Below are 26991 nucleotides of genomic sequence, written 5' to 3'. Positions count from 1 at the left end.
ATCCTAGGCGCCGATCGCGATCTGCGGTTCGGCCTCGGCGCTTTTCGCTTTCAACTCGCGCAGCGCGCGGCGGTACTCGACCGGCATCACCTTGCGGAATTTCGGCAGCCAGGTTTTCCAGTCCGCGAGGATCATCGCAGCCTTGGCCGAACCGGCATATTTCGCGTGACGCGTGATCAGCACATGCAGGCGCTCGATATCGGAGTCGAGCAGGTTGGCGAACACGTCAACCTTGCCATGGGCTTCGAGATCGCCAGAGTGGTGATAGGTGTTCTCGGCGATCATCTCTTCCGAGAGGACCGGTTCGAGTTCGACCATCGCCATGTTGCACAGCTTCGGGAAGTCGCCGGTTTCGTCGAGTACGTAAGCCACGCCGCCGGACATGCCGGCTGCGAAGTTACGGCCGGTCTTGCCCAGCACCACGACAATGCCGCCGGTCATGTATTCGCAGCAGTGATCGCCGGCGCCTTCAACGACGGCCACGGCACCGGAGTTACGCACGGCGAAACGCTCGCCGGCGACGCCGCGGAAGTAGCACTCACCTTCAATGGCGCCATACATCACGGTGTTGCCGACGATGATGGACTCTTCCGGCACGATGCTGGAATGCGCCGGCGGACGCACGATGATCTTGCCGCCCGAGAGGCCCTTGCCGACATAGTCGTTGCCTTCGCCTTCGAGATCGAAGGTGATGCCCTTGCACAGCCAGGCGCCGAAGGCCTGACCGGCGGTGCCCTTCAGTGACACCTTGATGGTGTCGTCCGGCAGGCCGGCATGGCCGTAGATCTTGGCCACCGAGCCCGCCAGCATGGCGCCGGCCGAACGGTTGGTGCTGTTGATCTTGGTGTCGATCTTCACCGGCGCGCCGCGGTCGAGCGCGGGCTGCGCCTGCTTGATCAACTCGCGATCGAGCACGGCTTCCAGGTGATGGTCCTGATCCTCGGTGTGATAGATCTTCTGGCCGGGCAGTTCGGGCTGGCGCACGAACAGCTTGGAGAAGTCGAGACCCTTGGCCTTCCAGTGCGATACGAGCGCCGACTGGTCGAGCATCTGCACCTGACCGACCATCTCGTCGAAGTTGCGATAGCCGAGCTGGGCCATGATCTCGCGGACTTCCTCGGCGACGAAGAAGAAGTAGTTGATGACGTGCTCGGGCTGGCCGGTGAAGCGCTTGCGCAGCACCGGATCCTGGGTGGCGACGCCAACCGGGCAGGTGTTGAGATGGCACTTGCGCATCATGATGCAGCCGGCGGCGATCAAGGGCGCGGTGGCGAAGCCGAATTCGTCGGCACCCAGAAGTGCGCCGATAACGACGTCACGGCCGGTGCGGAAGCCGCCGTCGACCTGGACGATGATGCGGCTACGCAGCCGTTCACGCACGAGGGTCTGATGAGTTTCGGCGAGGCCGATTTCCCATGGGCTGCCTGCATGCTTGATCGAGGTCAGCGGCGATGCGCCTGTGCCGCCTTCGAAGCCGGCGATGGTCACATGGTCCGCGCGCGCTTTGGCGACGCCCGCGGCGACCGTGCCGACGCCGATTTCCGACACCAGCTTGACCGAGACCTGGCCCGTCGGATTGACGTTCTTGAGGTCGTAGATCAGCTGCGCGATGTCTTCGATCGAATAGATGTCGTGATGCGGCGGCGGCGAAATGAGACCGACGCCCGGGGTCGAGTGGCGGACGGCAGCAATCGTCGCGTCGACCTTGTGGCCGGGCAACTGACCGCCTTCGCCGGGCTTCGCGCCCTGCGCCATCTTGATCTGCATCATGTCGGAATTGACGAGATATTCCGTGGTGACGCCGAAACGGCCGGACGCGACCTGCTTGATCGCCGAACGCATGCTGTCGCCATTCGGCATCGGCTTGTAGCGATCCGACTCCTCGCCGCCTTCGCCGGTGTTCGACTTGCCGCCGATCCGGTTCATGGCGATGGCCAGTGTGGTATGCGCCTCGCGCGAGATCGAGCCGTAGGACATGGCGCCGGTGGCGAAGCGCTTGACGATGTCCGCGGCGGATTCGACTTCCTCGAGCGGCACCGGCTTGCGCTTCTCGTCCTCGGCGGTCTTGATCTTGAACAGCCCGCGCAGCGTCAGCAGACGCTCGGACTGTTCGTTGAGGATCTTGGCGAAGGCCTTGTAGCGATCCTGCGAGTTGCCGCGCACGGCATGCTGCAGCAGCGACACCGACTCCGCGTTCCAGGCGTGATCCTCGCCGCGGCTACGATAGGCGTATTCGCCGCCGACATCGAGGGCGGTCTTGTAGATCTCGATCTCGCCGAACGCCTCGTTGTGGCGACGCACGGTCTCCTCGGCGATTTCGGCGAGGCCGACGCCTTCGATCTTGGTGTGGGTGCCCGTGAAGTACTTGGTGACGAATTCCTGACGCAGGCCGACGGCGTCGAAAATCTGCGCGCCGCAATAGGACTGGTAGGTCGAGATGCCCATCTTCGACATGACCTTGAGCAGGCCCTTGCCGATCGACTTGATGAAGCGCTTGACGATTTCATAGTCGTCGAGCTGCACCGGCAGCCGGTCCTTCATCGCGATGATGGATTCGAAGGCCAGATACGGGTTGATCGCTTCGGCGCCATAGCCGGCGAGGCAGGCGAAGTGATGCACTTCGCGCGGTTCGCCGGATTCGACGACCAGGCCCACCGAGGTGCGCAGGCCGGTGCGGATCAGGTGGTGATGTACCGAGGCGCAGGCCAGCAGCGACGGGATCGGAATGCGATCCGAGCCGGCCATGCGGTCGGACAGGATGATGATGTTGACGCCTTCGCGGACCGCGGCTTCCGCGCGAGCGCAGAGTTCGTCGAGCACCTGCTCCATGCCCGCCGCGCCGAAACCGGCATGGAAAGTGGTGTCGAGGGTGCGTGAGACGAAGTGCGACTCGGCAACGTCGGTGATCGAGCGGATCTTTTCGAGATCCTGGTCGGTCAGGATCGGCTGACGGACTTCGAGGCGCTTGGTGGTGGCGACGCCCTGCAGGTCGAACAGGTTCGGCCGCGGTCCGATGATCGAGACGAGGCTCATGACGAGCTCTTCGCGGATCGGATCGATCGGCGGGTTGGTGACCTGCGCGAAGTTCTGCTTGAAATAGGTGAACAGCGGCTTCGGCTTGCTCGACAGCGCCGAGATCGGCGTGTCGGTGCCCATGGAGCCCGACGCTTCCTCGCCCTGCGACGCCATCGGCGTCAGCAGGATGGTGACGTCTTCCTGGGTGTAGCCAAAGGCCTGTTGGCGATCGAGCAGCGGTAGGTTGGAGCGCTGGCCCTTGGCCGCCGCGTCCGGGAGTTCTTCCAGAACGATCTGGGTGTGTTCGAGCCACTCGCTATAGGGATGGCTTGCGGCCAGCGTCGCCTTGATCTCGTCGTCAGGGATCAGACGGCCCTGGACGAGGTCCACCAGCAGCATCTTGCCGGGCTGCAGACGCCACTTGGTGATGATGTCTTCTTCCGGAATCGCCAGCACGCCCATTTCGGACGCCATCACGATGCGGTCGTCCTTGGTGACAAGATAGCGTGCGGGGCGCAGACCGTTACGGTCGAGCGTCGCGCCGATCTGGCGACCGTCGGTGAAGGCCAGCGCAGCAGGACCGTCCCACGGCTCCATCATCGCGGCGTGATATTCGTAGAAGGCGCGGCGCTGCTCATCCATCAAGGGATTGCCAGCCCAGGCTTCCGGAATCATCATCATCACGGCGTGGGGCAGCGAGTAGCCACCCTGCACCAGGAATTCGAGCGCGTTGTCGAAGCAGGCGGTGTCCGACTGGCCCTCATAGGAGATCGGCCACAGACGGCTGATGTCCTTGCCATACAGTTCCGACTCGATGGACGCCTGACGCGCCGCCATCCAGTTGACGTTGCCGCGCAGCGTGTTGATTTCGCCGTTATGCGCGACCATGCGGTAGGGATGCGCCAGCGACCAGGTTGGGAAGGTGTTGGTCGAGAAGCGCTGATGCACCAGCGCCAGCGCGCTTTCGAAATCCTCTTCGTGCAGATCGGCATAATAGCTGCCGAGCTGGTCGGCGAGGAACATGCCCTTGTAGATGATCGTGCGGCACGACATCGAGCAGGGGTAATAGCCGGCGAGGCCGCGCTCGCGGCGCTGATAGATCGCCTGCGAAATCGACTTGCGGAGAATGTAGAGACGGCGTTCGAACTCGTCCTCGTCGGCGATCTTGGCTTTGCCGATGCCGATGAAGACCTGCATGTTGGCAGGCTCGGTCGGCTTCACGCTCTCGCCGAGCGAGGCGTTGTCGGTCGGGACGTCGCGCCAGCCGAGCAGCTTCAGGCCTTCGGCCTTGATCTGGTCGCCGATGATGCCCTGAATGACTTTCCGCCACGCGGTATCGCGCGGCATGAACAGCGCGCCGATGGCGTATTGGCCAGGCTCCGGCAGGCTGAAACCGAGTTCCGCAGTCTTGCGGACGAAGAACTTATGCGGGATCTGCACCAAAATACCGGCGCCGTCGCCAAAGCGCGGATCTGCGCCGGTGGCGCCGCGGTGCTCGAGGTTGCAGAGGATGCTGATCGCGTCAGACACGATCTGATGCGACTTGCGGCCCTTGATGTTGGCTATGAAGCCGACGCCGCAGGCGTCCTTTTCCTGCGACGGATCATAGAGGCCCAGCGCCGGCGGACGGTAGGTATGGAGTTCCGGTTTGATGGCGGTATCTTTCACGTGAGCCGATTTGATAGCCGGGGCCGCCGAATGCGTGCCGGTTTCGATCAATTGGCGCTCGTGCTCTGATCCGCTCATCTTCGTCCTCTCAGCCCCCGTCGGGGTTCTGCCACCCTTGTCGGCGCACCTTTGACGCTCGCGGAACCCGTTCGGGCTACCGCTCGCGCGTCTTGCGAGCCTCGTTTTCAGAATTCAGACTGGTGGTGCCCATCGTCCCCGGCGGCCACCCCATATCTCGCCTTAAAGGCATTTCGTCTCAGCAGGCGTGTTTTTTAGTCGCGACGCCTGCTTATGTTGCAAACCCTGTGCCGGATTTGCCACCAAAAATTGCGACAGTGATGCTGTCCTAACCAGGACTTTGCCAAATTTTTATCTAGCACACAAGCGCGCTTGAGTCCGTCGTCGCATAGCAACAACGCATGCCAAATTGTCCAAGCTGGCGCGGACACATTCAGCCCGGAGGTGCCGCGTTCCGGCCCAAGGCTGGCCCAAGGGCTGCCGGATTCAGCGGTGAGGTTGCGCGCTGTCCGTTAACGCCTGTGGCAGCGGTGGTTGCTGCAGCGGGACGGACGAGAGCGAGAGGTTCAGGGAACTGAACACACTCCGGGCGCGGGGGCGTCGAAGGAGCATGCAATGAAGGTAGTTATGGGATGTCTGGCCTCGGCCGGGCTGTTGCTGGCGAGTGGCGCTGCACAGGCACAGGCGCTGCCGCCGATGCGCGGCGACGTTGCCGCTGTGGCGCGTGTATCGGATGTCGGCGGTCCCTATGCGGCCATGCCGCCGGTGGAATATGCGGAGCCGCGCCCCTATGGCGTCTTGCGCCGCGGCTATGATCTGGCGGTGCTGCCGCTGCGGGAGGTCTATTCGATCCTGCGCGAGGCCGGCTTCTCGGCCCTCGGCATGCCGCAACAGCACGGCCTCATCTACACGGTCGCGGCGATCGACCTTGACGGCGAGGACGGTCGGTTGGTGATCGATGCGCGGAGCGGACGCATCCTGCGCTTCATTCCGGCCTATCGCATGGGCGATCGGATGGGTGAGGAAATCGACACGCGCTACGGCCCGCAAGGCGCAGTGCCGACCCTGCCGCAATATCGCCGCCCGCCCTTTACGGCCGGGACGGCAACGCCCGCGCCGAAGGTTGCCAGCCGCACGACGAGCGTGCCGCTGCCGAAGCGGCCGCCGGCACGCGCGGTCGCTTCGCCTGCCAAGCCTGTGGCTCCGGCCGAGACCAGGGCCGTCGCTGTCAAGCCACCTGAAACGCCGCCCGCCGCTGCGCCCGTGCAGCAATCGGCCGTGACTGAGCAGAAGCCGGCCGAGACGAAGGCGCCGGAAACGACCGGGGCTGCTCCGGCAACACCGGCAGCGCCCGAGAAGAAGGACGCTGTCGCACCAACGGTCGCTCCGCCGGCAACAGAAGCAAAGCCCGTGACGCCGCCTGCTGCAGAAACGCCGCCGCCGGCCCAGGGGCTGGAATAGTCGTCGATGAAGCCAATGGCTTCCTCCCCCAAGCGCAGCGTAGCGTAGCTGCGTGCAGTGGGGAGGGTCGGCCGAACCTGGCGATGCGTAGCATCGCTGGGTGGAGGCCGGGGTGGGGTGCCTCCGCATGCTTCGGAGCCTGTGGTACCCCCACCCGACCGGCCGACGGCCGGCCACCATGGCGGGCGAATTCGCCCGCCAGACCCCACGCAAGAGCGGGGGAGGGACAAGGAAGCAACCATCGTCAAACAACAAAACGCCCCGGATTGCTCCGGAGCGTTTCATTTACAGCTAGACTTACTTTACTTCACAAAGTCGCGGTTACGCGGCGACTTTCTCGGCCGAGCCGTCGACCACCTGCGGCGCGCTTACGGCGCTGGTGGAAATCGGAATGCTGCGCGGTTTCTTGGCTTCCGGGATCTCACGAACGAGATCCACATGAAGCAGGCCGTTCTCGAGCGAGGCGTTCTTCACCTGCACGAAATCGGCGAGCTGGAAGGCGCGTTCGAAGGCACGGGCGGCGATGCCGCGATAGAGCACTTCGGCCTTGCTGCCATTCTCGTTGGCAGCCTTCTCGCCCTTGATCGTCAGCGTGTTTTCCTTCGCGACGATGGAGAGCTCGTTCTGCGCAAAGCCTGAAACGGCAACGCTGATACGGTATTCGTTCTCGCCGGTGCGCTCGATATTGTAGGGCGGATAGCCCGGCGCTGCGTCACCTGTGCTCTGATCGAGCAGATTGAACAGGCGGTCGAAACCGACGGTGGAACGATAAAACGGGGTGAGATCATAGCTACGCATTCGATAGTCCTCCATTGAGCGACTGTTGCAATAACCCGCCCGCCATAAGGGCCGGGCTTTCGTGTCATGCAGCCTAGAGAGGCCTGCATGAAACTGATATGGGAGGGGTCTGGCGGCTCGCAAGGGGGGCCGAAAGATTCGCGCCGATCTGTCTCCCGCCCTTGAAATCCCGCGTTTTTCGCCTAACCGGTCCCCCGCCATGACGCTCGTCTCCATTCCCGCCAACCCCGTTCCCGAGGGTGCCGTATCCGGCACCATCAAGACGCCGGACGGTGCTGAACTGCGCTTTGCGCGCTGGGCCCCGACAACCGGGCGCAAGGGCACGGTCTGCGTGTTCGGCGGGCGCGGTGAATATATCGAGAAGTATTTCGAGACCGTGCGCGACCTGCGCGACCGCGGCTTTGCGGTGGCGATGATCGACTGGCGCGGCCAGGGGCATTCGTCGCGGCAGTTGCGCGATGGCCGCAAGGGCTATGTGCGCAGCTTCTCGGATTTCGAGATCGACGTCGAAACTTTCGTGCAGCAGGTGGTGATGCCGGATTGCCCGCCGCCCTATTTCGCGCTGGCGCATTCGATGGGCGGCGCGGTGATGCTGCGTGTGGCGCATTCCGGCAAGCGCTGGTTCGATCGCATGGTGCTGTCGGTGCCGATGATCGATCTACCGGGCCGCGCGACCTCACTGCCGGCGCGGTTGTTGTTGCGCGTCATGCGCTGGACCGGGCAGGGCGGCAACTATGTTCCCGGCGGCAATGGCGAACTGGTCGGCACTTCGTCATTCCCCAATAACAAGCTGACCAGCGATCCTGTGCGCTATGCGCGCAATGCGGCGATCCTCGAAGAGGACGCGACGCTCGGCATCGGCTCGCCGACGGTGGCCTGGGCCGATACGGCGATCCGTGGGATGCATGGCTTTCGCGAGGCCAGCTATCCCGTGAAGATCCGTCAGCCGATCCTGATGCTTGCGGCCAGCAACGACCAGGTGGTGTCGACGCCGGCCATCGAGGAATTCGCCTATCACCTGCGTGCCGGCTCGCATCTGGTGATCGCCGGCTCGCGTCACGAGATCCTGCAGGAACAGGATCGCTACCGGCAGCAGTTCTGGGCGGCGTTCGATGCGTTCGTGCCGGGCACGCCTCTGTTCAAGTAACGAAAGCCACTCATGCTCGGTATTCACGGCCTCTGGCTCTTCATCCTCTCCGGCATCCTCCTCAACATCACACCGGGGCCGGACACGGCCTATATCGTCGGGCGCAGCGTGCAGATGGGCTGGCGCGGCGGCGTCGCGGCAGCGCTGGGGATCAGTGCAGGATGTCTGGTCCATGTCTTCGCCGCGGCGGTCGGATTGTCGGCGCTGCTGGCGGCGTCATCTTATGCTTTCACCGCAGTGAAATGGATCGGTGCGGCCTATCTGCTTTACACCGGCGTGCAGATGCTGCGTGCGCGGGCATCGACAGTTGCAACGAACGACGCCGCGGAAAAGCCGCCGCTGTCGCTTCGGCAGGTGTTCTGGCAGGGCGCCTTCACCAACGCGCTGAACCCGAAGGTAGCGCTGTTCTTTCTCGCCTTCCTGCCGCAATTCGTCGACGTGGATGCGCCCAGCAAGGCGCTCGCCTTCATCGTGCTTGGGCTGATCTTCATCAGCACGGGCACGATCTGGGGACTCGGCACGGCCATTGTCGCTGCGAAAGCCGCCAGCCGCGTCCGGCAATCCAGTCAGGCAATGGTGTGGATCAACCGCGCCCTCGGCGGCGTCTTCATCTATCTCGGCATCCGCGTGGCGATGCTGGAGACGCGTTAGTTATTTCAGCACCGCGAAGGTGGCGGTGACGGCGAGATAGATTCCGAGCAACAGCATCGCGATCAGGAACCAGCGGCGGAACTGTTCGGGCTCCATGCGATCGCGCACCGCCTGGCCGATGAACATGCCGGCAAAGGCGGTGATCATTGCCACGATGCCGGGCACCGCCGTCGCGGCCGTGAGCAGACCAGCGCTGGTAAGGTTGAACGCCTGGGCCATCGTGGCGACCGTGAAATAGAGCCCGAGCGCCTGCACCAGTTCGTTCTTCTCCATGCCAATCGACTGCATGAACGGCATAGAAGGAATGACCTGCACGCCGGTGGCCGCGGCGACCACGCCGGTCAGCACGCCGGCAATGCCGCCAACCCATTTCTCGTTTTGCGGTGCCGTCTTGAACTGGAATTTCACCAGCGTGACGATGGCATAGATCACCAGCAGGACGCCGAGCACGATCGAACCGTATTTTGCATAAGGCCCGGTCATCAGGCTGCCGCAGAGCCAGATGGCCACCGCAGTGCCGATCAGCAGCGGCCACAGCCGGCGAATGATGTCGCGCAGATAGGGGCCGGCGAAGGTCTGCCAGATATTGGTGACGATGGCGGGCACGATGACGATGGTCAGCGCCTGCACCGGAGTCATGGTCACCGCGAGCAGGCCCATCGAGACGGTGGGCAGGCCGAGGCCGATGACGCCTTTGACGAAGCCGGCGAGCGCGAAAACAGCAGCAATCAGAATGAGCATGGAATCGATCATGGTGCGACACATTGACCGATCGGCCCGGCCGGCACAATCTGGAGGTTACGGAGATTGCCTTCGTTCAGGACGAAGGCTGGTGCGGAGAACGCCATGCATGCCGACCTTGTCGATCTCAGGCTATTCGTCGCGGTGGCCGAGGCACGCAGCATCACCGCGGGTGCTGCCGCTGCCAATCTGGCGCTGGCTTCGGCTAGTGCGAGGATCAAGGGGCTGGAGGCGACGATCGGCGTGCCATTGCTGAAACGGGGCCGGCGCGGCGTCACGCTGACGGCAGCCGGCGAGAGCCTGCTCGGCCATGCCCGCATCATCATGCAGAATGTCGAGACCATGCGCGGTGACATGGCGTCCTATGCCAATGGCATGAAGGCCAGCGTATCGATGCTGGTCAATACGGTGGGCCTGTCCGAACACCTGCCGAAGGCGCTGGCGAGTTTCTTGCGCGAGCACCCCAATGTCAGCCTCGAGGTCGAGGAGCGCGAAAGCGCCGATATCGCCCAGGCGATCGCCGCCGGCATCGCCGATTTCGGCTTCGCCGCGGAGCATACGCTGCCGGACAGTCTCGAACGCTTCACCTTCAACGAAGACCGCCTGATGCTGGTGACGGCGCCGCGCAGCGATCTCGCCGGCCGGCGACATATCGATTTCCATGAGATCATCGACCGCGACTTCATCGGCCTCACCAATGCGACCGCGCTGCAGAACCACATCGGCAAATATGCGGCGAAGCTGGGCGCGCGACTGCGCTACCGGGCGCAGATGCGGGATTTCGATGCGATGTGCCAGATGGCGGCGGCGGGGGTCGGCATTGCGATTGTGCCGGAAGTTGCGGCACGGCGCTGCGCACGGTCGACGGCGCTGGCGTTGATCCGCATTCGCGATCCCTGGGCGAACCGCAAACTGGCGATCTGCTTTCGGAGCCTGAAGACGTTATCCCGTCCCGCGCAGCAGATGATCGAGCATTTGCGGGCTGCTGCGCGGGCGTAGCAGTGCCCGATCAGGCGTTGAGGATCTTCAGCGCGGCCTCATGCACGCGCGGGTCGCCGGCAGCGACGATGCGGCCACCGTTCTGCGCGGGCTTGCCCTCCCAGGTTGTCACCACGCCGCCGGCGCCGGTGATGATCGGGATCAGGGCTGCGATATCGTAGGGCTTCAGCTCGGTCTCGATGACGAGATCGAGATGGCCAGCGGCGAGCATGCAATAGGAATAGCAATCGCCGCCGTAGCGCGTCAGCCGCACACCTTTTTCGACGTCCTGAAATTTTGCGCGATCGGCGTCGTTCATCAGCCGCGGGCTGGTCGTGAACAGCGTGGCATCTTTCAACGATGCGCAACGGCGCACGGCAAGCTTGCGGGTGGTGTTGTTGGCGCCCTGGTAGCGCGCCGAGCCGCTGTCGCCGCTGAAGCGCTCGCCGATATAGGGCTGGTGCATCATGCCATAGACCGGTGTGCCCCGATGCAGCAGCGCGATCAGCGTGCCCCAGATCGGGAAGCCGGAGATGAAGGATTTGGTGCCGTCGATCGGGTCGAGCACCCAGACATATTCGGCGTCTTCGCGTTCGGTACCGAATTCCTCGCCAACAATGCCGTGCTGGGGGAAGTTGGCCTTGATCAGCCGGCGCATCACCGCTTCGGCGGCGCGGTCGGCTTCCGTGACCGGGTCGAAATCGGTGCTGTTCTTGTTGTCGATACTCAGCGAGGTGCGAAAGAACGGCAGGATGGTCTCGCCCGACGAGGTCGCAAGACGACCAATGAAGGCGTTGAAGTCGATGACCGTCACGGAGAGGTCCTTTGTTGCGGCTGCTGGATGGGGACGTGTCGCTTCCTATACAGCGCAGGGCAACGACTCGCATCTGCGGTGATCGAAATCTCTCTGCGATTCCCCTAAACCACGGCGCTGAATCGGGTTGCGATTTCCCTAAGATTCCTGATGTCCGGCATCAGAAATTGGCCAATAGAATGAATTTAAGATCATTCCTTAAATGGGTCAAAGCTACTGTCATTTCTATATCGCATTGATTCTGCTTATAGAAATTATGACGCCTATGCCTGAACGGTGCGATCACCATGCGAAATTTGCATGGAAATTTGCCCGAAAACTCTTGCACTTGGTGCGTCGCGGCTGCATATTGTTGCGGTGCGGTAGCGCTTGCGCTATCGCTGCCCTCCTTGGGCGTTTCCTCCCTAGACTTGGACCGCTTGCTATCGCAAGCGGTCCTTTTTTCTTGTCGGAGGAGTTTTGCATCACGGCGTGCCGACGTGGCTGCCGGCAATTGTCTTTGTGTCGCCTGGCCTGTTCGTCGTCTGGCACCCCGACAGCCTCGGGCCCATTGCGACGTCAGTCATCAAGCAAGACTTATTCGGCTGAGAACCTCAAGCCGGTGTCCACGTCGTCGCAGAGGCTACTTCAGCGACGTATTGATGTCGGTGAACTTGCCATTGAGGTTGGTGCCGAGGCCGTTGACGACGGCAATGATGGCCAGCGAGATGCCAGCGGCAATCAGCCCGTATTCGATCGCAGTCGCTCCCGATTCGTCCGACCAGAATTTCTTGATCATGTTCTTCATGTTCTCTCCTGCCATGTTGCGCGGTTCCAATCCGCGGAACCACGGTGGTGGGAATAACCTAAGGTTGCATGAATCCCAGTGGTAAAACTCTGCCCCATCTCTAAATCCAGCGGCAATTGACAATTTGTCGCAGGAAATAAGCACCTATTATGACCCAGCGGTCACGGTTCTAAATACCACATCTGATTGAGTGACGGTTCGAACCCCGGCGAGATGTTTGGCCCCAGCCTATTCGGCGGCGGCCTGGAATGGGCCGAGGCTGTCCAGCGGGATCTTCGCCAGCGCATCGGCCAGAACGGTGAAATCGGCAGCAATCTGGTTGAAGCGGGCGGTCCGCTCGCGGCGGCGTTCGTCCATATAGATCGCCCGGTTCAGCTCGATCTGGATGGCATGCAGCCCACTGGCCGGGTTGCCGTAATGCTCGGTAATGAAGCCGCCGGCATAGGGCTTGTTACGGCCCAGGGAATAGCCGAGGCCGCCGAATGTGTGTTCGACCACCTCGGCCAGGATAGTGGCGCAGCTGGTGCCATAGCGGTCACCGACGACCACGTCCGGGCGGCGCGGTTCCTCACGGGAAATTCCGATCGAGGGCATCGAGTGGCAATCCACCAGGATCACCGTGCCGAATGTCTGGTGCGCCTTGTTGATCAGGCGACGCAGGGCGCGGTGGTACGGCTTGTACAGCGCCTCGATCCGGGTGAGGGCGTCATCGACGTCCAGTCGCTCGCGGTAAATCTCCTGGCCGTCGCCGACCACCCGGGGAATCGTGCCGAGGCCACCCGCGACCCGCATCGAGCGGGTATTGGCAAAACTGGGCAGTCGGCCGTTGAACATCCGCGGATCGAGCTCATAGGGCTCGCGATTGACGTCCACATAGGAGCGCGGGAAATGCACCCGGACCACCGGAAAGCCGCGATCGCTCAATCCGGCGATCAATTCGTCCATGAATGAATCTTCCGAGCGGCGCAGCGCGGTCACGTCGATGCGGGACGCACTGAGGAATTCCGCCGGATAGACCGAGCCGGAATGCGGGGAATTGAAAATGATCGGTGCGCGCCAGTTGGCAGGCTCGACGATCTCGAAGGGAGGCGACAGCTCACCGTCAAACTGGGTCATCGTCGCGCATCGTCCCTGCAGCCGCGTTCTTCGGTTTGCCCAGTCTGGCAGAAAACCGGCACATTGTGAGGCTGCATTGTCGATAACCGAAACAAGTCTGCCAAGTTAAAAACCTTCCGCAGGCGCGGCGATCGCGAGAAACGCGCTCATTTGTTGTGTTTCACGGCGTTCTGGCGCACCATCTTGAGACGCTTATGCACAGTCTGCGCTGATCACCTTCACCCGAAATTTACCAGACCTCGGGCTTAGTGGGCGAACAGGTCCTCTCATTCGGGTTCGACATCCAACCGCCATGCACAAAATCCTTCTCGCAGAAGACGACAACGACATGCGCCGCTTCCTGGTGAAGGCGTTGGAAAACGCCGGTTTTCAGGTGTCGCACCACGATAACGGGATGTCAGCCTATCAGAGACTCCGCGAGGAACCCTTTGAAATGCTTCTAACGGACATCGTGATGCCGGAGATGGACGGGATCGAACTGGCGCGCCGCGCCAGCGAACTCGACCCCGACATCAAGATCATGTTCATCACCGGTTTCGCCGCGGTGGCGCTGAATTCCGACTCGGAAGCGCCGAAAAACGCCAAGGTGCTGTCCAAGCCGGTCCACCTGCGCGAATTGGTCAGCGAAGTGAACAAGATGCTGGCTGCCTGAGGGCAGCCCGCTTTCCTGGATTTCTTTCTTGGATTTCCTGCAAATGAGGCAAGGATTGGCCCTTCGGCATCCTTGCTTGTCCGGGTTTGACTCGTTATAGACCCCACACCCGTAACGACCGGTTCTTAGGGCGCGTAGCTCAGCGGGAGAGCACTTCCTTGACATGGAAGGGGTCACAGGTTCGATCCCTGTCGCGCCCACCATCCAAAACCGTCAGCTAATCCTCCGAATACTGCCAGATTGGTGCCTTTTCAGGCGTCCGGAGACGTTTCTTTCCCGAATGCTCCGTTTGGTGACAGTTTTGTTTCGGAACCAGTCGTGTTCACGCCGTGACTCGGCTATAGCTCAATGGTCCAGGACTTTTCGACCGGAAGCTGATGCCAACGAAGACCCGGCCGGTAATCGGCGTGATCGGCAACGCGTATCGCATTGAGAACAGGTTCTCCGTCCAGGCGGTCGGAGAAAACAACCTTCGTGCGGTCGCGGAAGTGGCCAATGCCCTGCCGATGATGTTTGCCGGCACCCCCGACATCACCGATATAGGCCAGGTGCTCGATCTGGTCGATGGCATCCTGCTCACTGGCGCGCGGGCCAATGTCCACCCGACCCGGTTCGGCATGGAAGCCCATGCCCGTCACGAGCCCTATGACAATGGCCGCGATGCGGTGGCTCTGGCCATGATCGAAGCCTGTGTCGCGCGCGGGGTGCCGATCTTCGGTATCTGCCGCGGATTGCAAGAGATGAACGTTGCGTTCGGCGGTTCGCTGCATCCCGAGATCCGCGAAATTCCCGGCCGTATCAATCACCGTATGCCCAGGCTCGAGAGCGGCGAGATCCATCCCGATCCGGCCGTTGTATTCGCCGATCGCCACGAAGTGCATCTGACCAGCAACGGCACCTTCGCCAGCCTGTTGGGGCGCGAGACCATCACGGTCAATTCCCTGCATGGTCAGGGCATCGACATCCCCGGCGAGCGGGTGGTGATCGAGGGCATAGCCGAGGACGGTACCATCGAGGCTATCCGTATTGCCGATGCGCCGAGCTTCGCGCTCGGTGTGCAATGGCATGCCGAATACGACCCGCAGATCAATCCGATCAATCGTACGCTGTTTCAGGCCTTCGGCGAGGCGGTGGCCGGCCGCAGGCAGCGCGGCGGCGTCATGGCTGCGGTCGCGCCGCTATCAACAGCAACGCGCTGAGCGCCGCTGCGACGCAGAGCACAGCACCCGCCACTGTCGCTGCTGCAAAGGCGCTGATCAGCGCCGGTCCCTTTGCCGCCATGACTGATCCGATCAGCGCCGTGACCACAAGGCCGCCAGTGCGTGCGACCGCGCTGTTGAAGCCCGATGCTGACCCGGTGTGACGCGCATCGACTGACATCAGCACGGCCGTCGTCAGAGGCGCGACGGCGCCGGCCATGCCGATGGCGATGACGACCATGGCGGGGAAGACACTGGTCCAGTAGCTGGTGTCGGGACCAATCCGGAGCGCCAGCAGAAAACCCAACGCCACAATCACCGGTCCCAGCGTCAGCATGATCCTCGGGCCGGTTCTGGCTGCGAGCGAACCGGCGAGCGGTGATGTCAAAGAGATGACAAGCGGCAAAGGCAGTAGCGCGGCACCAGCCTGCGTCGCCGTGTAGCCGACGGCTTCGATCAGGAGATAAGGCATCAGGACGAACAGCCCGCCGAGTGCGCCGTACAACAAGAATGTCAGTAGCGTCAGGCCGACGAAGCTCGCCGACCCGAACAGTGCAAGCGGCATCATCGCGCGTTCGCCTTTGCGGCCTTCCACCCACACGAACACAAGCAACAGCAGGAGCCCAGCGACCAGCGCGCCGAGCGTGAAACCCGCCCAATCATGTGACGTAGCTTCGGTCAGACTCCAGGTGGTCAGGCCAAGTCCCGCAGTCGCGAGGATGGCGCCGAAACTATCGAGCGGCTCGTCGCTGTCGTGTCGGTCGCGGGGGATGCCAAGCCAGGCAAGCGCCATCGCCGCCAGCGCGATCGGCACATTGATGAGAAAGATGAGATGCCAGCTGCCGATGTCGATCAGCCATCCGCCCAACACCGGGCCGAGTGCGCCTGCAGCAGCGCCGCTGGCAGCCCAGATGCCGATGGCGCGCCCCTTGGCTTCGCCGGAAAACGTCTGGCCGAGGATCGTCAGGCTGTTCGGCATCAGCATCGCCGCGCTGACACCCTGCAAAAAACGGGCGGCCAACAGCAGAGGCAGGCTGGGCGCCACAGCGCAGGCCAGCGAGGCCAGCGCAAACAGGCCAACGCCCCAGATCAGAAGTCTGCGGCGGCCGAAGCGGTCGCCTGCTGCACCGCCGAGCAAAAGAAGTGCACTGAGCGGCAACAGATAGGCATTGATCACCCATTGCAGGTCGACGGCATCGGCCTGAAAACTCGCTGCAATGGCAGGAAGTCCGACATTCACCACCGATCCGTCGATAAAGGCCACGCTGGAGGCCAGAATCGTGGTGGCGATTACCAGGCGGGGATGGCTGATATCATCGATCTTTTCCGTGGCGCCGGCGGCGCCTGCGTCACAAAGCGCATGCAGGGCGTTGCTCATGACCGGGTTGTACGGGAACGGGAGTTTAGAACAAACTATTGTCGTCCGATCGGGCAATTCCGTTTTGGCCCCGATTGTGCAAGCATCCCGGGCGGTCGCGCCGGGGCGCTCGGAAAGAGAGTCGTTCGGCGTGAGATCGGACTGTGTTGAGGAGAGGGACTATGAAACGAATTTTTCTGTTGGGGACCATGATCGCCGCGGCGGTCTGCACGACGCAGGCGGGCGCTCAGGAGCTCACCGGCACGCTCAAGAAGATCAAGGACACCGGCGCCATCACCATCGGCTTCCGCGATTCCTCGGTGCCGTTCTCTTATCTCGATGACAACCAGAAGCCCGTCGGCTTCGCCATGGACATCTGCTACAAGATCGTCGATGCGGTGAAGAAAGAGCTGAAGAACGACAAGATCGAGGTGAAGCTCAATCCGGTCACCTCGGCCACCCGTATTCCGCTGATTGCCAACGGCACCGTCGATCTCGAATGCGGTTCGACCACCAACAATGCCGATCGCCAGAAGCAGGTTGCCTTCACCAATACGCACTTCCTGACCGCCAGCCGCTTCGTGTCGAAGAAGGCCGCCAAGCTCGACAAGATCGACGATCTGAAGGGCAAGTCGGTGGTCTCGACCTCCGGCACCACCAACATCAAGCAGCTCACCGAAGCCAATGCCGCCCGCAATCTCGGCATCAACGTCATTCCCGCCAAGGATCACGCTGAAGCATTCCTGATGGTCGAGACCGACCGCGCTGTAGCCTTCGTGATGGATGACATTCTGCTCGCCAGCCTTGCTGCCGGTGCGCGCGATCCGAGTGCCTATGTGATCTCGAAGGACGCATTCTCCAAGGCCGAACCTTACGGCATCATGCTGCGCAAGGAGGATGCGCCGTTCAAGAAGGTTGTCGATGCGGCCACTGCCGAGCTCTACAAGAGCCCGGAAGGCGCCAAGATCTATGACAAGTGGTTCACGCAGAAGATCCCGCCGAAGGGCCTCAATCTGAACGTCCCGATGGGAGCAGAACAGAAGAAGGCCTTCACCAGCCCGTCGGATTCGCCTGATCCCGACGCCTACGCAGCCAACTAACCCTTGCTTACCTCTCCTCGCCTGCGGGGAGAGGTCGTCTTACATGCGCGTAGCGCGTGTAAGACGGGTGAGGGGGAGGCAGCGAGTAAAACACTGGCTCCCCCTCACCCGTCTCGAACGACCTTCGGTCGTTCGATCCACCCTCTCCCCGCAGGCGGGGCGAGGGAAGAAGCAATGGCCCGGCCATTGCATGGGCTTTTGGCTTGGGACGGCGCGTGGGGGTGAATGCGTGAACTATAACTGGAATTGGGGAATCTTCTGGGATCAGACGCCTGATGCGACGGGGACCTATTTTGGCTCGCTGATGAGCGGCCTTCAGGTCACGATCCTGCTCGCACTCTGCGCCTGGTTCATCGCGTTCGTGATGGGCTCTCTGATCGGCATCATGCGGACCCTGCCTGCGCGCTGGGCGGTGTTTGTCGGTAATGCCTATATCGAGATGTTTCGCAACATTCCGCTGCTGGTGCAGCTGTTCATCTGGTTCTTCGTCGTTCCCGAACTTTTGCCCGGCGATCTCGGCATCTGGATCAAGCAACTGCGCAACGGGCCGTTCATCGCCGCGATGCTCGGGCTTGGTTTCTATATGTCCTCGCGTGTCGCCGCACAGATCACCGCCGGCATCAATGCACTGCCAAAGGGCCAGCGCATGGCCGGCACGGCCATTGGCCTCACCACCTGGCAGACCTATCGCTACATCCTGCTTCCGCTAGCCTATCGCATCATCTTTCCGCCGCTGACGTCCGAATTTCTCAACACCATCAAGAACACGGCGCCGGCGCTGACCATCGGTGTGCTTGAGCTGACGGCACGGGCGCGATCCATGCAGGAATTCTCGTTCCAGGTGTTCGAGGCCTTCTCGGCTGCTGCCGCCATCTACCTCGTCCTCAGCGCCGTCGTGACGATCGGAATGCGCATCCTCGAAAAGCGCCTGGCGATCCCCGGCTTCAACGAGGGGAAATAAGCGATGTTCAGCAATTTCGATTACGACGTCATCTGGCGCAGCCTGCCTTACCTGTTTCAGCAGGGCATGGCGTTCACCCTCACGCTGACGGCAATTGCGACGGTCTTCGGTCTCATCCTCGGCACCTTGATTGCGATGATGCGGCTATCGTCCAGTGCCGTGCTGTCGGGCTTTGCGGTGAGCTACGTCAATCTGATGCGCTCGCTGCCGCTCGTGCTGGTGATCTTCCTGTTCTACTTCCTGATGCCCTATGTCGGGCAGTGGATCATCCGATCCGATCAGCCGGTGCAGGTCGGCGCCTATGCATCGACCATCGTCACCTTCACGTTGTTCGAGGCTGCCTATTTCTCGGAGATCATGCGGGCCGGCATCCAGTCGGTGCCGCGGGGGCAGGTGATGGCCGGCTATGCCATCGGCCTCAACTATCGTGAGGTGATGCGCCATGTCGTGCTGCCGCAGGCGTTCCGCAACATGCTGCCGGTGATCTTCACCCAGACCATCGTGCTGTTCCAGGACACATCGCTGGTCTACGTGCTGTCGATCACTGACTTTCTCGGGGCGGCATCCAAGGTCGCGCAGCGCGACGGTCGTCTCACCGAAATGTATCTATTCGCGGCGCTGGTCTACTTCCTGATCTGCTTCACCGCCTCGTTCTTCGTGAAGCGCTTGCAGAAGCGCATCAGTATCATCCGTTAGCCACTTCGCTTTCAGTCTTTGCCTCCAACTGTCGGTCGCTCATCATGCCCATGATCACCATCGAAAAAGTCAGCAAGTGGTACAATCCGCAGTTCCAGGTGCTGAAGAACTGCACGACGGCTGTCGAGAAAGGCGAGGTGGTCGTCGTCTGCGGTCCTTCGGGCTCGGGCAAGTCGACGCTGATCAAGACCGTGAATGCGCTGGAGCCCGTGCAGGCGGGTACCATCATGGTGGACGGGCTCAATGTGACGACGATGAAGAAGGACCTGCCGAAGCTGCGTTCGCGCGTCGGCATGGTGTTTCAGCACTTCGAACTGTTTCCACATCTGAAGATCGTCGAGAACCTGTGTCTCGGCCAGACCATCGTGCTCGGCCGCTCCGAAGATGCGGCGAAGGCCAAGGCCATGAAGATGCTGGAGCGCGTCGGCCTCACGGCGCATGCGCAGAAATATCCCGGCCAGCTCTCCGGCGGTCAGCAGCAGCGCGTCGCCATTGCGCGCGCGCTGGTGATGGATCCGATCTGCATGCTGTTCGACGAACCGACCTCGGCGCTCGATCCCGAAATGATCAACGAAGTGCTCGACGTCATGGTCGAACTCGCAAAGGAGGGCATGACCATGATGGTGGTGACCCACGAAATGGGTTTCGCCAAGAAGGTCGCCAACCGCGTCATCTTCATGGATGCCGGCGAGATCGTGGAAGATGCGCAGAAGGAAGACTTCTTCGGCCATCCGCGCAGCGATCGGGCCCAGCAGTTCCTGTCGAAGATCCTCTCGCACTGACGCAAAACCGGGCGCATACAGCATCGTGCAAGTGCCGCAAGTTTATGCAGATTCTTGAATGCTGCGTGACGGGGCAATTAACGAATGTGTCAGAAATGAAGTGGTATCCTTCAACCGTGAGGGCGAGGGCCTGTTGGTCCGCTGATTGAACTCCACCGGAGCGATCGGGTCTTTGTCCTCACGGACAATTCCACGACGCCACGTTCTCGGCCTCTGCCCAATGCTTCTCTGACCGTCTTCCAACGACCCGAGCCGAGGCTGCGCAAGCCACGCTTGCGCGCGTCCTGACTTGGCCCTTCTCCGGAAAGTGTATCGCATGATCAAGATCAACAGTGTCGGCAACAAACTGGGTCTTGCCGGTCTCGTTGGCATCTTGCTCTCGGCGGGCGTCGTGGCGAACCAGATGAGAACCGAGACCGCGATCTCGGAGGTCAACCGTCTGGCGGATGTGCAGCAGAAGATCGCTGACAGCGCGCTCGAGGCCGAGGGCCAGATGCGCGGCATGCAACTGGCCAGCCAGGGCCTGCGCATGGCGATCACGACGCCGGAAATCGACAAGAATGCTGCCGAAATACGCGCGGCTAAGGCCGCGCAGGACCGCGTCATCGATGCCGCGTCCGCGCTGGCGACCAGGCCGGAATACAAGGACAATTTCGCGAAGATCAAGGCACTGACCTCGACCTATGTCGCCGCTGCCGACGAGATCGCCGGTCTGCAGAAGAAACTGCTCGAACTCTATCGCAACCGGAACGTCGCGGTGATCGACTGGAACCGGCATCTGGACCAGATGCGCCTCACCACCGCTGTAACGGAGGCGACGAACTGGCCTGAAGTCGATGGACAGCTCAAGATCGCGGACAATGCCATCAACGCCGTGCAGGCCGCCGCATGGCGCTACGCATCGATGAATGAAGTCACGCAGAAGGGCCAGATTGTCAGCCGGGCGAAGGTGCTGACCGATGCGCTGGCCAAGGCCAGCGTGTTCGAAGACAGCGAGCTCGTGCAGAGCGGCCTGATCCAGCTCGGCACCGACATGAAGAAGTTCATGGCGGCCACCGATGAAGCAATCAGCAACAACGACCAGAAGACCGATATCGTCCGCACCAGGATCATGCCTACCGCGGCGGCGGCGTCTCAACTGGTTGCGCAATCGGTATCGTCGGCCAAGGCTGCGGTCGGAGAGGCCCGGGCGCAGGCCGCCGAGGAAATGACACGCTCCGGTCAGGTCAATCTCGCACTTGGACTGGCGGTCGTGCTGGTACTGATCTGCACCATGGTGTTCTCCTTTGTCGGCGTTGCTCGGCCGATGACGCGTCTGAATGGCGCCATGGGCAAGATGGCGGCCGGCGATCTCGATGTCGTGATCCCCGGTGCCAGGCGCGGCGACGAAATCGGCGATATCGCCAAGACAGTGGCGGTCATCCGCGAAAATGCTGAACAGAAGGCCCGCGACGAGGCCGCGGCGCGCCTCGACCAGGACAGTCTGGCGGCGGCGTCGCGGAAGCGCGAAATGGTGCAGCTCGCCGATACATTCGAACGCGCCGTCGGCAATATCGTGGACAATGTCTCGTCGGCATCGACTCAGCTCGAGGAATCCGCGGGCGCGCTGACGGCGACGGCCGAACAGGCCAAGGAACTGACGGCCGCCGTCGCTGCCGCATCGGACGAAGCGTCCACCAATGTGCAGGCGGTGGCGTCATCGACCGAGGAAATGTCGTCCTCGGTGAACGAGATCAGCCGCCAGGTGCAAGAGTCGGCGAATATCGCCAACTCGGCCGTAGCGCAGGCGCGCAAGACCAATGATCGCGTGGCTGAGCTTGCCAAGGCGGCGGCGCGGATCGGCGATGTCGTCGAGCTCATCAACACAATCGCCGGCCAGACCAATCTGCTGGCGCTCAACGCCACCATCGAAGCGGCGCGCGCCGGCGATGCCGGCCGCGGCTTCGCGGTCGTAGCATCGGAAGTGAAGGCACTGGCCGAGCAGACGGCCAAGGCAACCGGCGACATCAGCCATCAGATCAACGGCATCCAGGCGGCGACCCAGGAATCCGTCGGCGCCATCAAGGAAATCGGCGACACCATCGGCCGCATGTCGGAGATCGCCTCGACCATCGCCTCGGCGGTGGAGCAACAGGGCGCGGCCACGCAGGAAATCTCCCGCAACGTTCAGCAGGCAGCGCAGGGCACGATGCAGGTAACGTCGAACATCACCGATGTGCAGCGCGGCGCCAGCGCGACCGGGTCGGCTTCGACGCAGGTGCTGTCGGCGGCGCAGTCGCTGTCCGGCGAAAGCGCGCGGCTCAAGCTCGAAGTCGGCAAGTTCCTGGACTCCGTCCGGGCCGCGTAAAATTCATGCCTCTCCCATATGGGGGAAGCAGCAACGAAGACGGCGCCCGTCGCCGAAGCCAGATCAAGTCTCACCTAGGAAGCCAATGATGTCGCTGCTCAATCTCCGTATCCGCGGCCGCCTCTACGGTGGCTTTGGCGCGCTGGTTCTGTTCGGTCTCGCCAGTTCGGGCTTTGCCGTCTGGCAGATGAACGAAGTCGGGACGCAGGTCGACTCGCTGAGCATTCTGTCGTCCAACACGATTCGGGCCTCGGAAATCGCCTCCGAACTGCATGCGATCCGCGGTGCTGTCCTGCGATATTCCTTCGATCAGGATGAAGCGGCGCTTGCGGATGCCGACAAGCGTCTCGCGGGCCTCACCGCCAGCCTGGATACAGTGATCAAGAGTAGCCGTTCGGAAGAGCGCCGTGCGGCCTACCGCACCATCGAGAAGGACGTGGCCGATGTGAAGGCGCAGCGCCAGGCGCTTGGCGATGCGATCAAGCAGATGGTCGCCGGCCGGGAAGTGCTGCAGGAAGCCGGCGACAAGCTGTCATCCAGCCTGCGCAAGCTGGTGATCAGCACGCGTAACACCATGTATGGCCAGGGTTCGACGAAGCTCGAATCCGACACGCTGATGGTGCAGATTGCGAATTGGCGCTTCTTCGTCAGCCGCGACGAGAAGCATATCGAATCCTTCAAGGATCATGTCCGGATCGCCGAACAGCAAATCGGCGAGATGGAGAAGATGCAGATGCCGCCGACGCTCAGTGCGTTGTTCGGCACCATCCGCAGCAACCTGAAGAGCTACGCCGCCCAGTTCGAGAAGGCCGCCGCCAGCCTGCAGACGGCAGATGGTATCTTCAACAAGTCGATCAGCCCGATCGTCGTGAAAGCGATCGGCAAGGTCGAGACCATCAAGTCCGGCATTCAGCAAGTTCAGTCGCAGACGGTCGCCGCAACCAGCAACCGCATGTCGACGACGAGCATGCTGCAGCAGATCGTGGCCGGCGTCGCTACTGTAGTCGGTCTAGCGATCGCCTTCCTGATCGCGCGTGGCATTATCGGTCCATTGTCGGGCTTGACGGCTGGCATGAAGCGGCTCGCCGACGGCGACTTCAGCGTGGTGCTGCCGGGTGTCGCCCGCAAGGACGAAGTCGGCGACATGGCGCGGGCGGTCGAGACCTTCAAGGTGCGGGCCGAGGAAAAGGCCCGTGCAGAGGCTGAAGCCAAGCTGACGCAGGAGCAGCAGGCAGCGATCCAGCGCCGCAACGATATGATCCGTCTCGCAGACGATTTCGAGGGCGCCGTCGGCAGTATCGTGGAAAACGTGTCATCGGCTTCGAGCCAGCTCGAAGAGTCGGCGGGCGGGCTGACCGCGACCGCCGAACAATCCCGACAGCTCACCGCCATGGTGGCCGCCGCCTCCGACGAGGCGTCGACCAATGTTCAGGCGGTGGCGTCCTCCACTGAAGAGATGTCGTCCTCGGTCAACGAGATCAGCCGGCAGGTTCAGGAGTCGGCGAACATCGCCAACTCCGCCGTTGCACAGGCCCGGAAGACCAATGATCGCGTGGCTGAGCTCGCCAAGGCGGCGGCGCGGATCGGCGATGTCGTCGAGCTGATCAACACGATTGCCGGTCAAACCAATCTGCTGGCGCTCAATGCCACTATCGAAGCAGCACGTGCAGGCGATGCCGGTCGCGGCTTCGCGGTCGTTGCATCGGAAGTAAAGGCGCTCGCCGAACAGACGGCCAGGGCAACCGGCGACATCAGCCATCAGATCAACGGCATCCAGGCGGCGACCCAAGAATCCGTCGGTGCCATCAAGGAAATCGGCGACACTATCGGCCGCATGTCGGAGATCGCCTCGACCATCGCATCGGCCGTCGAGCAGCAGGGCGCGGCGACACAGGAGATCTCGCGCAACGTTCAGCAGGCGGCGCAAGGCACGATGCAGGTGAGCTCGAACATTCTGGATGTGCAGCGCGGGGCGAGCAACACGGGTTCGGCGTCGTCGCAGGTCCTGTCCGCTGCGCAATCGCTGTCCGGCGAAAGCGCGCGATTGAAGCGCGAGGTCGGCAAATTCCTTGACTCCGTCCGCGCGGCATAAGCCAAAACGTCGCACGCCTCTCGCGGCTTCGCCCGACGAAGCTAACAGAAATGTCAAATAGCCCGGATGCGTCATCGCATCCGGGCTATTTGTTCTATGAGTAATGCGATGACATGCGCGACAAAAAGTCATCCTATTCTGAAGCGTTTGCGACGCCAAAATTAACCTGAAGTTTTCGCAACCTGACGATGGTCTGAAGCAAGATTGCCTCTTGCATTGCGAGTGCGATTCGCGACGTGCAAGGTCGGCTGTCAGTGGTTCTCCCAAGAAGGGCACGTCGCATGTCGCTATTCACTCTCCGCATCCGTGGCAGGCTGTATGGAGGCTTCGGTGCGCTCGTCCTGTTCGGGTTGGGCATGGCAGGTTTCGCTGTATGGAAACTCACGGACATTCGTGACGACGTCTCGGCGATGAATGCCCAATCAGCCAATGCGATGCGCTCGATGGAGATTTCGGCGGAGCTCCAGGCGCTTCGCCGCGCGATGCTGCGCTATACGTTCGATCAGGATGAAGCGTCATTCGCCGAATCCGAGAAACTGCTGGCTCAGGTTGGTGGCGTGTTGGAGGAGGCGATCAAAGCGAGCTCGGAGGAGCGCCGCACGATCTACCGCGAAGTCGAGAAGACGATCGCCGATCTGAAGAGCAGGCGCGTCGATCTCGGTAACACCGTCAAGGAGATGCTCGCCAGCCGCAAGGCGCTGTTTGCTGAAGGTGAAAAGCTTCAGGCCGACTTGAAGAAGCTCGTGCTCGCGACGCGTAGCTCGCCATTCGCACAAGGGTCGACCACCCTGCAATCCGAAACCCTGCTGGTTCAGATGGCAAATTGGCGGTTCTTTGCAGGCCGCGATCAGGACAATGTGACGTTGTTTGCCAACAGCTTGAAGAACGCCCAGCAACAGATCGCGGAGATGGAAAAATTTGATATGGCGCCGAGTCTTTCAGCGCTGTTCGAATCGATCAAGAAAGGCCTGGTCAGCTATTCCAGCGGGTTCGATAAGGCGTCGGCCAATCTGCTGAAGATGGATCAGCTCTATTACAATACGATCACGCCGATGGTGGTCAGCGCCATCCGCAAGACCGACGGCATCAAGGCAGCGATCCAGCAGGAGGTCGTGAGCGCGACGACAGCCAACGAGCAGCGCATTTCCAGTACGATCACGCTGCAGCAGATCGTGGCCGGCGCGGCGACCATCACCGGTCTGCTGATTGCGTTCCTGATCGCGCGGGGCATCATCCGGCCGCTGTCCGGCCTGACGGCCGGCATGAAGCAGCTCGCAGAGGGGAATTTCGGCGTGGTGCTGCCGGGGCTGGGCCGCAAGGACGAGGTCGGCGACATGGCGCAGGCCGTCGAGACCTTCAAGGTCAAGGCAGAAGAGAAAGCCCAGGCGGAAGCCGAGGCACGGATCACGCAGGATCAGGCGGCAGCGCTGCAACGAAAGCAGGACATGATCCGGCTGGCGGATGATTTTGAAGGGACCGTCGGCGAGATCGTCGAGGCGGTGTCGTCCGCATCGAGTGAACTGGAAACATCGGCCGGCACGCTGACATCGACCGCGGATCGTTCGCAGCAGCTCACCACGGTCGTCGCCGCGGCATCGGAAGAAGCCTCCACCAATGTGCAGTCGGTGGCGTCTGCCACCGAAGAAATGGCGTCGTCCATCACCGAGATCGGCCGTCAGGTTCAGGAGTCGGCACGTATTGCCAATGAGGCCGTGGACCAGGCGCAGAAGACCAATGATCGCGTCGGCGAACTGTCGAAAGCTGCCGGCCGCATTGGCGCGGTGGTCGAATTGATCAATACCATTGCGGGGCAGACCAACCTGCTGGCGCTCAATGCCACCATCGAGGCGGCACGTGCCGGCGATGCCGGTCGCGGTTTCGCAGTAGTCGCGTCCGAGGTGAAGGCGCTCGCCGAGCAGACCGCCAAGGCCACCGGCGAGATCAGCCAGCAGATCGCGAGCATCCAGACTGCGACCGATGATTCGGTCTCGGCGATCCGCGAGATCGGCGCGACCATCGGCAAGATGTCGGAGATCGCGTCCACGATCGCTTCGGCTGTCGAAGAGCAGGGCGCGGCGACGCAGGAGATCTCCCGCAACGTGCAGCAGGCTGCGCAGGGTACGATGCAGGTCTCGTCCAACATCGTCGACGTGCAGCGCGGCGCGAGCGAGACCGGCGGCGCGTCGTCTCAGGTGCTGTCGGCAGCGCAGTCGCTCTCGTCAGATAGCAACCGTCTGAAGCATGAAGTCAGTCGCTTCCTTAACTCGGTCCGCGCTGCCTGAGTTCTCCAACATCGCAATTTACCGGCTTGAGTAACGGTGCGTTCTCCGCACACCGCCACTCAAGCTGCTGTACGCTCCGAAAGAACTCAGGGTCTCGAAATATCCCGTGCAGCGCATCGCACGGTGAGAGTGCAATTTTAGATCGTTAATTCAGAACCTCCGATGCCTGAACTCGGACCCCATCACTGTCTGAAAAGCCCGGATTGCCCGATTACCATTGCTATACCGGCTCAATTTGAGTGACCGCATCATCGGCGCGTTAACGTTTGTGTCAGAAGCGCGGTGGTAGGTTCCTGCCCATGAGCAGGTGATTTGATCGATCATCGAAC

The 26991-nt window shown here is 62.0% G+C and carries 20 protein-coding genes and 1 tRNA gene; 14 read left to right on the top strand and 7 right to left on the bottom strand.

Going from position 1 to position 26991, the window contains the following annotated elements; translation table 11 throughout:
- Window positions 1–3: 3 nt before the first annotated feature.
- On the bottom strand, window positions 4–4761 hold the full coding sequence (gene gltB, locus A4A58_RS00860) for a glutamate synthase large subunit (protein ID WP_068728944.1): 4758 nt from the start codon (window positions 4759–4761) through the stop codon (window positions 4–6).
- Between the two features lie 555 nt (window positions 4762–5316).
- On the opposite strand from gltB, the gene A4A58_RS00855 reads away from it, so the two are divergent.
- Window positions 5317–6162 carry a hypothetical protein gene (locus A4A58_RS00855; RefSeq protein ID WP_192855874.1) on the top strand — a complete coding sequence of 282 codons (846 nt, stop codon included), beginning with the start codon at window positions 5317–5319 and terminating at the stop codon, window positions 6160–6162.
- Between the two features lie 321 nt (window positions 6163–6483).
- Here the strand turns inward: A4A58_RS00855 and A4A58_RS00850 are convergent, their stop codons facing one another.
- Window positions 6484–6960, bottom strand: coding sequence for an Hsp20 family protein (locus tag A4A58_RS00850; RefSeq protein ID WP_068730352.1), 477 nt, complete (start codon window positions 6958–6960; stop codon window positions 6484–6486).
- Between the two features lie 199 nt (window positions 6961–7159).
- On the opposite strand from A4A58_RS00850, the gene A4A58_RS00845 reads away from it, so the two are divergent.
- Together A4A58_RS00845 and A4A58_RS00840 are read left to right on the top strand one after the other, a co-directional pair.
- Window positions 7160–8107, top strand: a complete 948-nt coding sequence (locus tag A4A58_RS00845) for an alpha/beta fold hydrolase (RefSeq protein WP_068728940.1) — start codon at window positions 7160–7162, stop codon at window positions 8105–8107.
- 12 nt (window positions 8108–8119) lie between these two features.
- The gene (locus A4A58_RS00840) at window positions 8120–8758 is read left to right on the top strand and encodes a LysE family translocator (protein ID WP_068728938.1); all 639 of its coding nucleotides are present in this window, start codon (window positions 8120–8122) and stop codon (window positions 8756–8758) included.
- Here the strand turns inward: A4A58_RS00840 and A4A58_RS00835 are convergent, their stop codons facing one another.
- On the bottom strand, window positions 8759–9511 hold the full coding sequence (locus A4A58_RS00835; protein WP_068728936.1) for a sulfite exporter TauE/SafE family protein: 753 nt from the start codon (window positions 9509–9511) through the stop codon (window positions 8759–8761).
- A gap of 93 nt (window positions 9512–9604) precedes the next feature.
- On the opposite strand from A4A58_RS00835, the gene A4A58_RS00830 reads away from it, so the two are divergent.
- Complete coding sequence (locus A4A58_RS00830; protein WP_068728934.1) at window positions 9605–10498, top strand: LysR substrate-binding domain-containing protein; 894 nt, start codon at window positions 9605–9607, stop codon at window positions 10496–10498.
- A gap of 10 nt (window positions 10499–10508) precedes the next feature.
- On the opposite strand, the gene hisN is transcribed toward A4A58_RS00830, so the two are convergent.
- From hisN to A4A58_RS00815, 3 genes are all read right to left on the bottom strand, one after another.
- Window positions 10509–11291: a histidinol-phosphatase gene (gene hisN / locus A4A58_RS00825; protein ID WP_068728932.1), complete on the bottom strand. Its 783-nt coding sequence runs from the start codon at window positions 11289–11291 to the stop codon at window positions 10509–10511.
- 622 nt (window positions 11292–11913) lie between these two features.
- Window positions 11914–12078 carry a Flp family type IVb pilin gene (locus A4A58_RS00820; RefSeq protein WP_068728930.1) on the bottom strand — a complete coding sequence of 55 codons (165 nt, stop codon included), beginning with the start codon at window positions 12076–12078 and terminating at the stop codon, window positions 11914–11916.
- Between the two features lie 228 nt (window positions 12079–12306).
- A complete protein-coding gene (locus A4A58_RS00815) occupies window positions 12307–13194 on the bottom strand; it encodes an N-formylglutamate amidohydrolase (protein ID WP_068728928.1) in 888 nt (295 codons plus the stop codon).
- Window positions 13195–13486: 292 nt separating this feature from the next.
- On the opposite strand from A4A58_RS00815, the gene cpdR reads away from it, so the two are divergent.
- The 3 genes from cpdR to A4A58_RS00800 all read left to right on the top strand — a co-directional run bounded on the left by cpdR (window position 13487) and on the right by A4A58_RS00800 (window position 15045).
- The gene (gene cpdR, locus A4A58_RS00810; RefSeq protein WP_015669438.1) at window positions 13487–13846 is read left to right on the top strand and encodes a cell cycle two-component system response regulator CpdR; all 360 of its coding nucleotides are present in this window, start codon (window positions 13487–13489) and stop codon (window positions 13844–13846) included.
- A gap of 128 nt (window positions 13847–13974) precedes the next feature.
- Window positions 13975–14049: transfer RNA gene (locus A4A58_RS00805), tRNA-Val, on the top strand.
- Window positions 14050–14223: 174 nt separating this feature from the next.
- A complete protein-coding gene (locus A4A58_RS00800) occupies window positions 14224–15045 on the top strand; it encodes a gamma-glutamyl-gamma-aminobutyrate hydrolase family protein (RefSeq protein ID WP_068728926.1) in 822 nt (273 codons plus the stop codon).
- Here the strand turns inward: A4A58_RS00800 and A4A58_RS00795 are convergent.
- On the bottom strand, window positions 15005–16423 hold the full coding sequence (locus A4A58_RS00795; RefSeq protein WP_068728924.1) for an MFS transporter: 1419 nt from the start codon (window positions 16421–16423) through the stop codon (window positions 15005–15007). The two genes, A4A58_RS00800 and A4A58_RS00795, sit on opposite strands and share 41 nt — an antisense overlap.
- 161 nt (window positions 16424–16584) lie before the next feature.
- Between A4A58_RS00795 and A4A58_RS00790 the strand changes: the two genes are divergently transcribed.
- The 7 genes from A4A58_RS00790 to A4A58_RS00760 all read left to right on the top strand — a co-directional run bounded on the left by A4A58_RS00790 (window position 16585) and on the right by A4A58_RS00760 (window position 26662).
- The gene (locus tag A4A58_RS00790; protein ID WP_068728922.1) at window positions 16585–17502 is read left to right on the top strand and encodes an amino acid ABC transporter substrate-binding protein; all 918 of its coding nucleotides are present in this window, start codon (window positions 16585–16587) and stop codon (window positions 17500–17502) included.
- A 229-nt stretch (window positions 17503–17731) separates the two neighbouring features.
- Entirely contained in the window at window positions 17732–18463 is a 732-nt protein-coding gene (locus A4A58_RS00785; protein ID WP_068728920.1) for an amino acid ABC transporter permease, read from the top strand.
- Between the two features lie 3 nt (window positions 18464–18466).
- On the top strand, window positions 18467–19159 hold the full coding sequence (locus A4A58_RS00780; RefSeq protein ID WP_068728918.1) for an amino acid ABC transporter permease: 693 nt from the start codon (window positions 18467–18469) through the stop codon (window positions 19157–19159).
- A gap of 50 nt (window positions 19160–19209) precedes the next feature.
- Window positions 19210–19941 carry an amino acid ABC transporter ATP-binding protein gene (locus A4A58_RS00775; RefSeq protein WP_068730351.1) on the top strand — a complete coding sequence of 244 codons (732 nt, stop codon included), beginning with the start codon at window positions 19210–19212 and terminating at the stop codon, window positions 19939–19941.
- 316 nt (window positions 19942–20257) lie between these two features.
- Complete coding sequence (locus tag A4A58_RS00770; protein WP_139069762.1) at window positions 20258–22288, top strand: methyl-accepting chemotaxis protein; 2031 nt, start codon at window positions 20258–20260, stop codon at window positions 22286–22288.
- Window positions 22289–22376: 88 nt separating this feature from the next.
- Window positions 22377–24380 carry a methyl-accepting chemotaxis protein gene (locus A4A58_RS00765; RefSeq protein ID WP_068730349.1) on the top strand — a complete coding sequence of 668 codons (2004 nt, stop codon included), beginning with the start codon at window positions 22377–22379 and terminating at the stop codon, window positions 24378–24380.
- A 281-nt stretch (window positions 24381–24661) separates the two neighbouring features.
- Window positions 24662–26662: a methyl-accepting chemotaxis protein gene (locus A4A58_RS00760; protein WP_068728915.1), complete on the top strand. Its 2001-nt coding sequence runs from the start codon at window positions 24662–24664 to the stop codon at window positions 26660–26662.
- The last annotated feature ends 329 nt before the right edge of the window (window positions 26663–26991 follow it).

Origin of the sequence: Tardiphaga robiniae (genome assembly GCF_001618955.1) — a bacterium.
GTDB classification, from domain to species: Bacteria; Pseudomonadota; Alphaproteobacteria; order Rhizobiales; family Xanthobacteraceae; genus Tardiphaga; species Tardiphaga robiniae_A.
The sequence above is the reverse complement of the archived record's forward strand: the minus strand, read 5'-3'. Positions and strand labels throughout refer to the sequence as shown.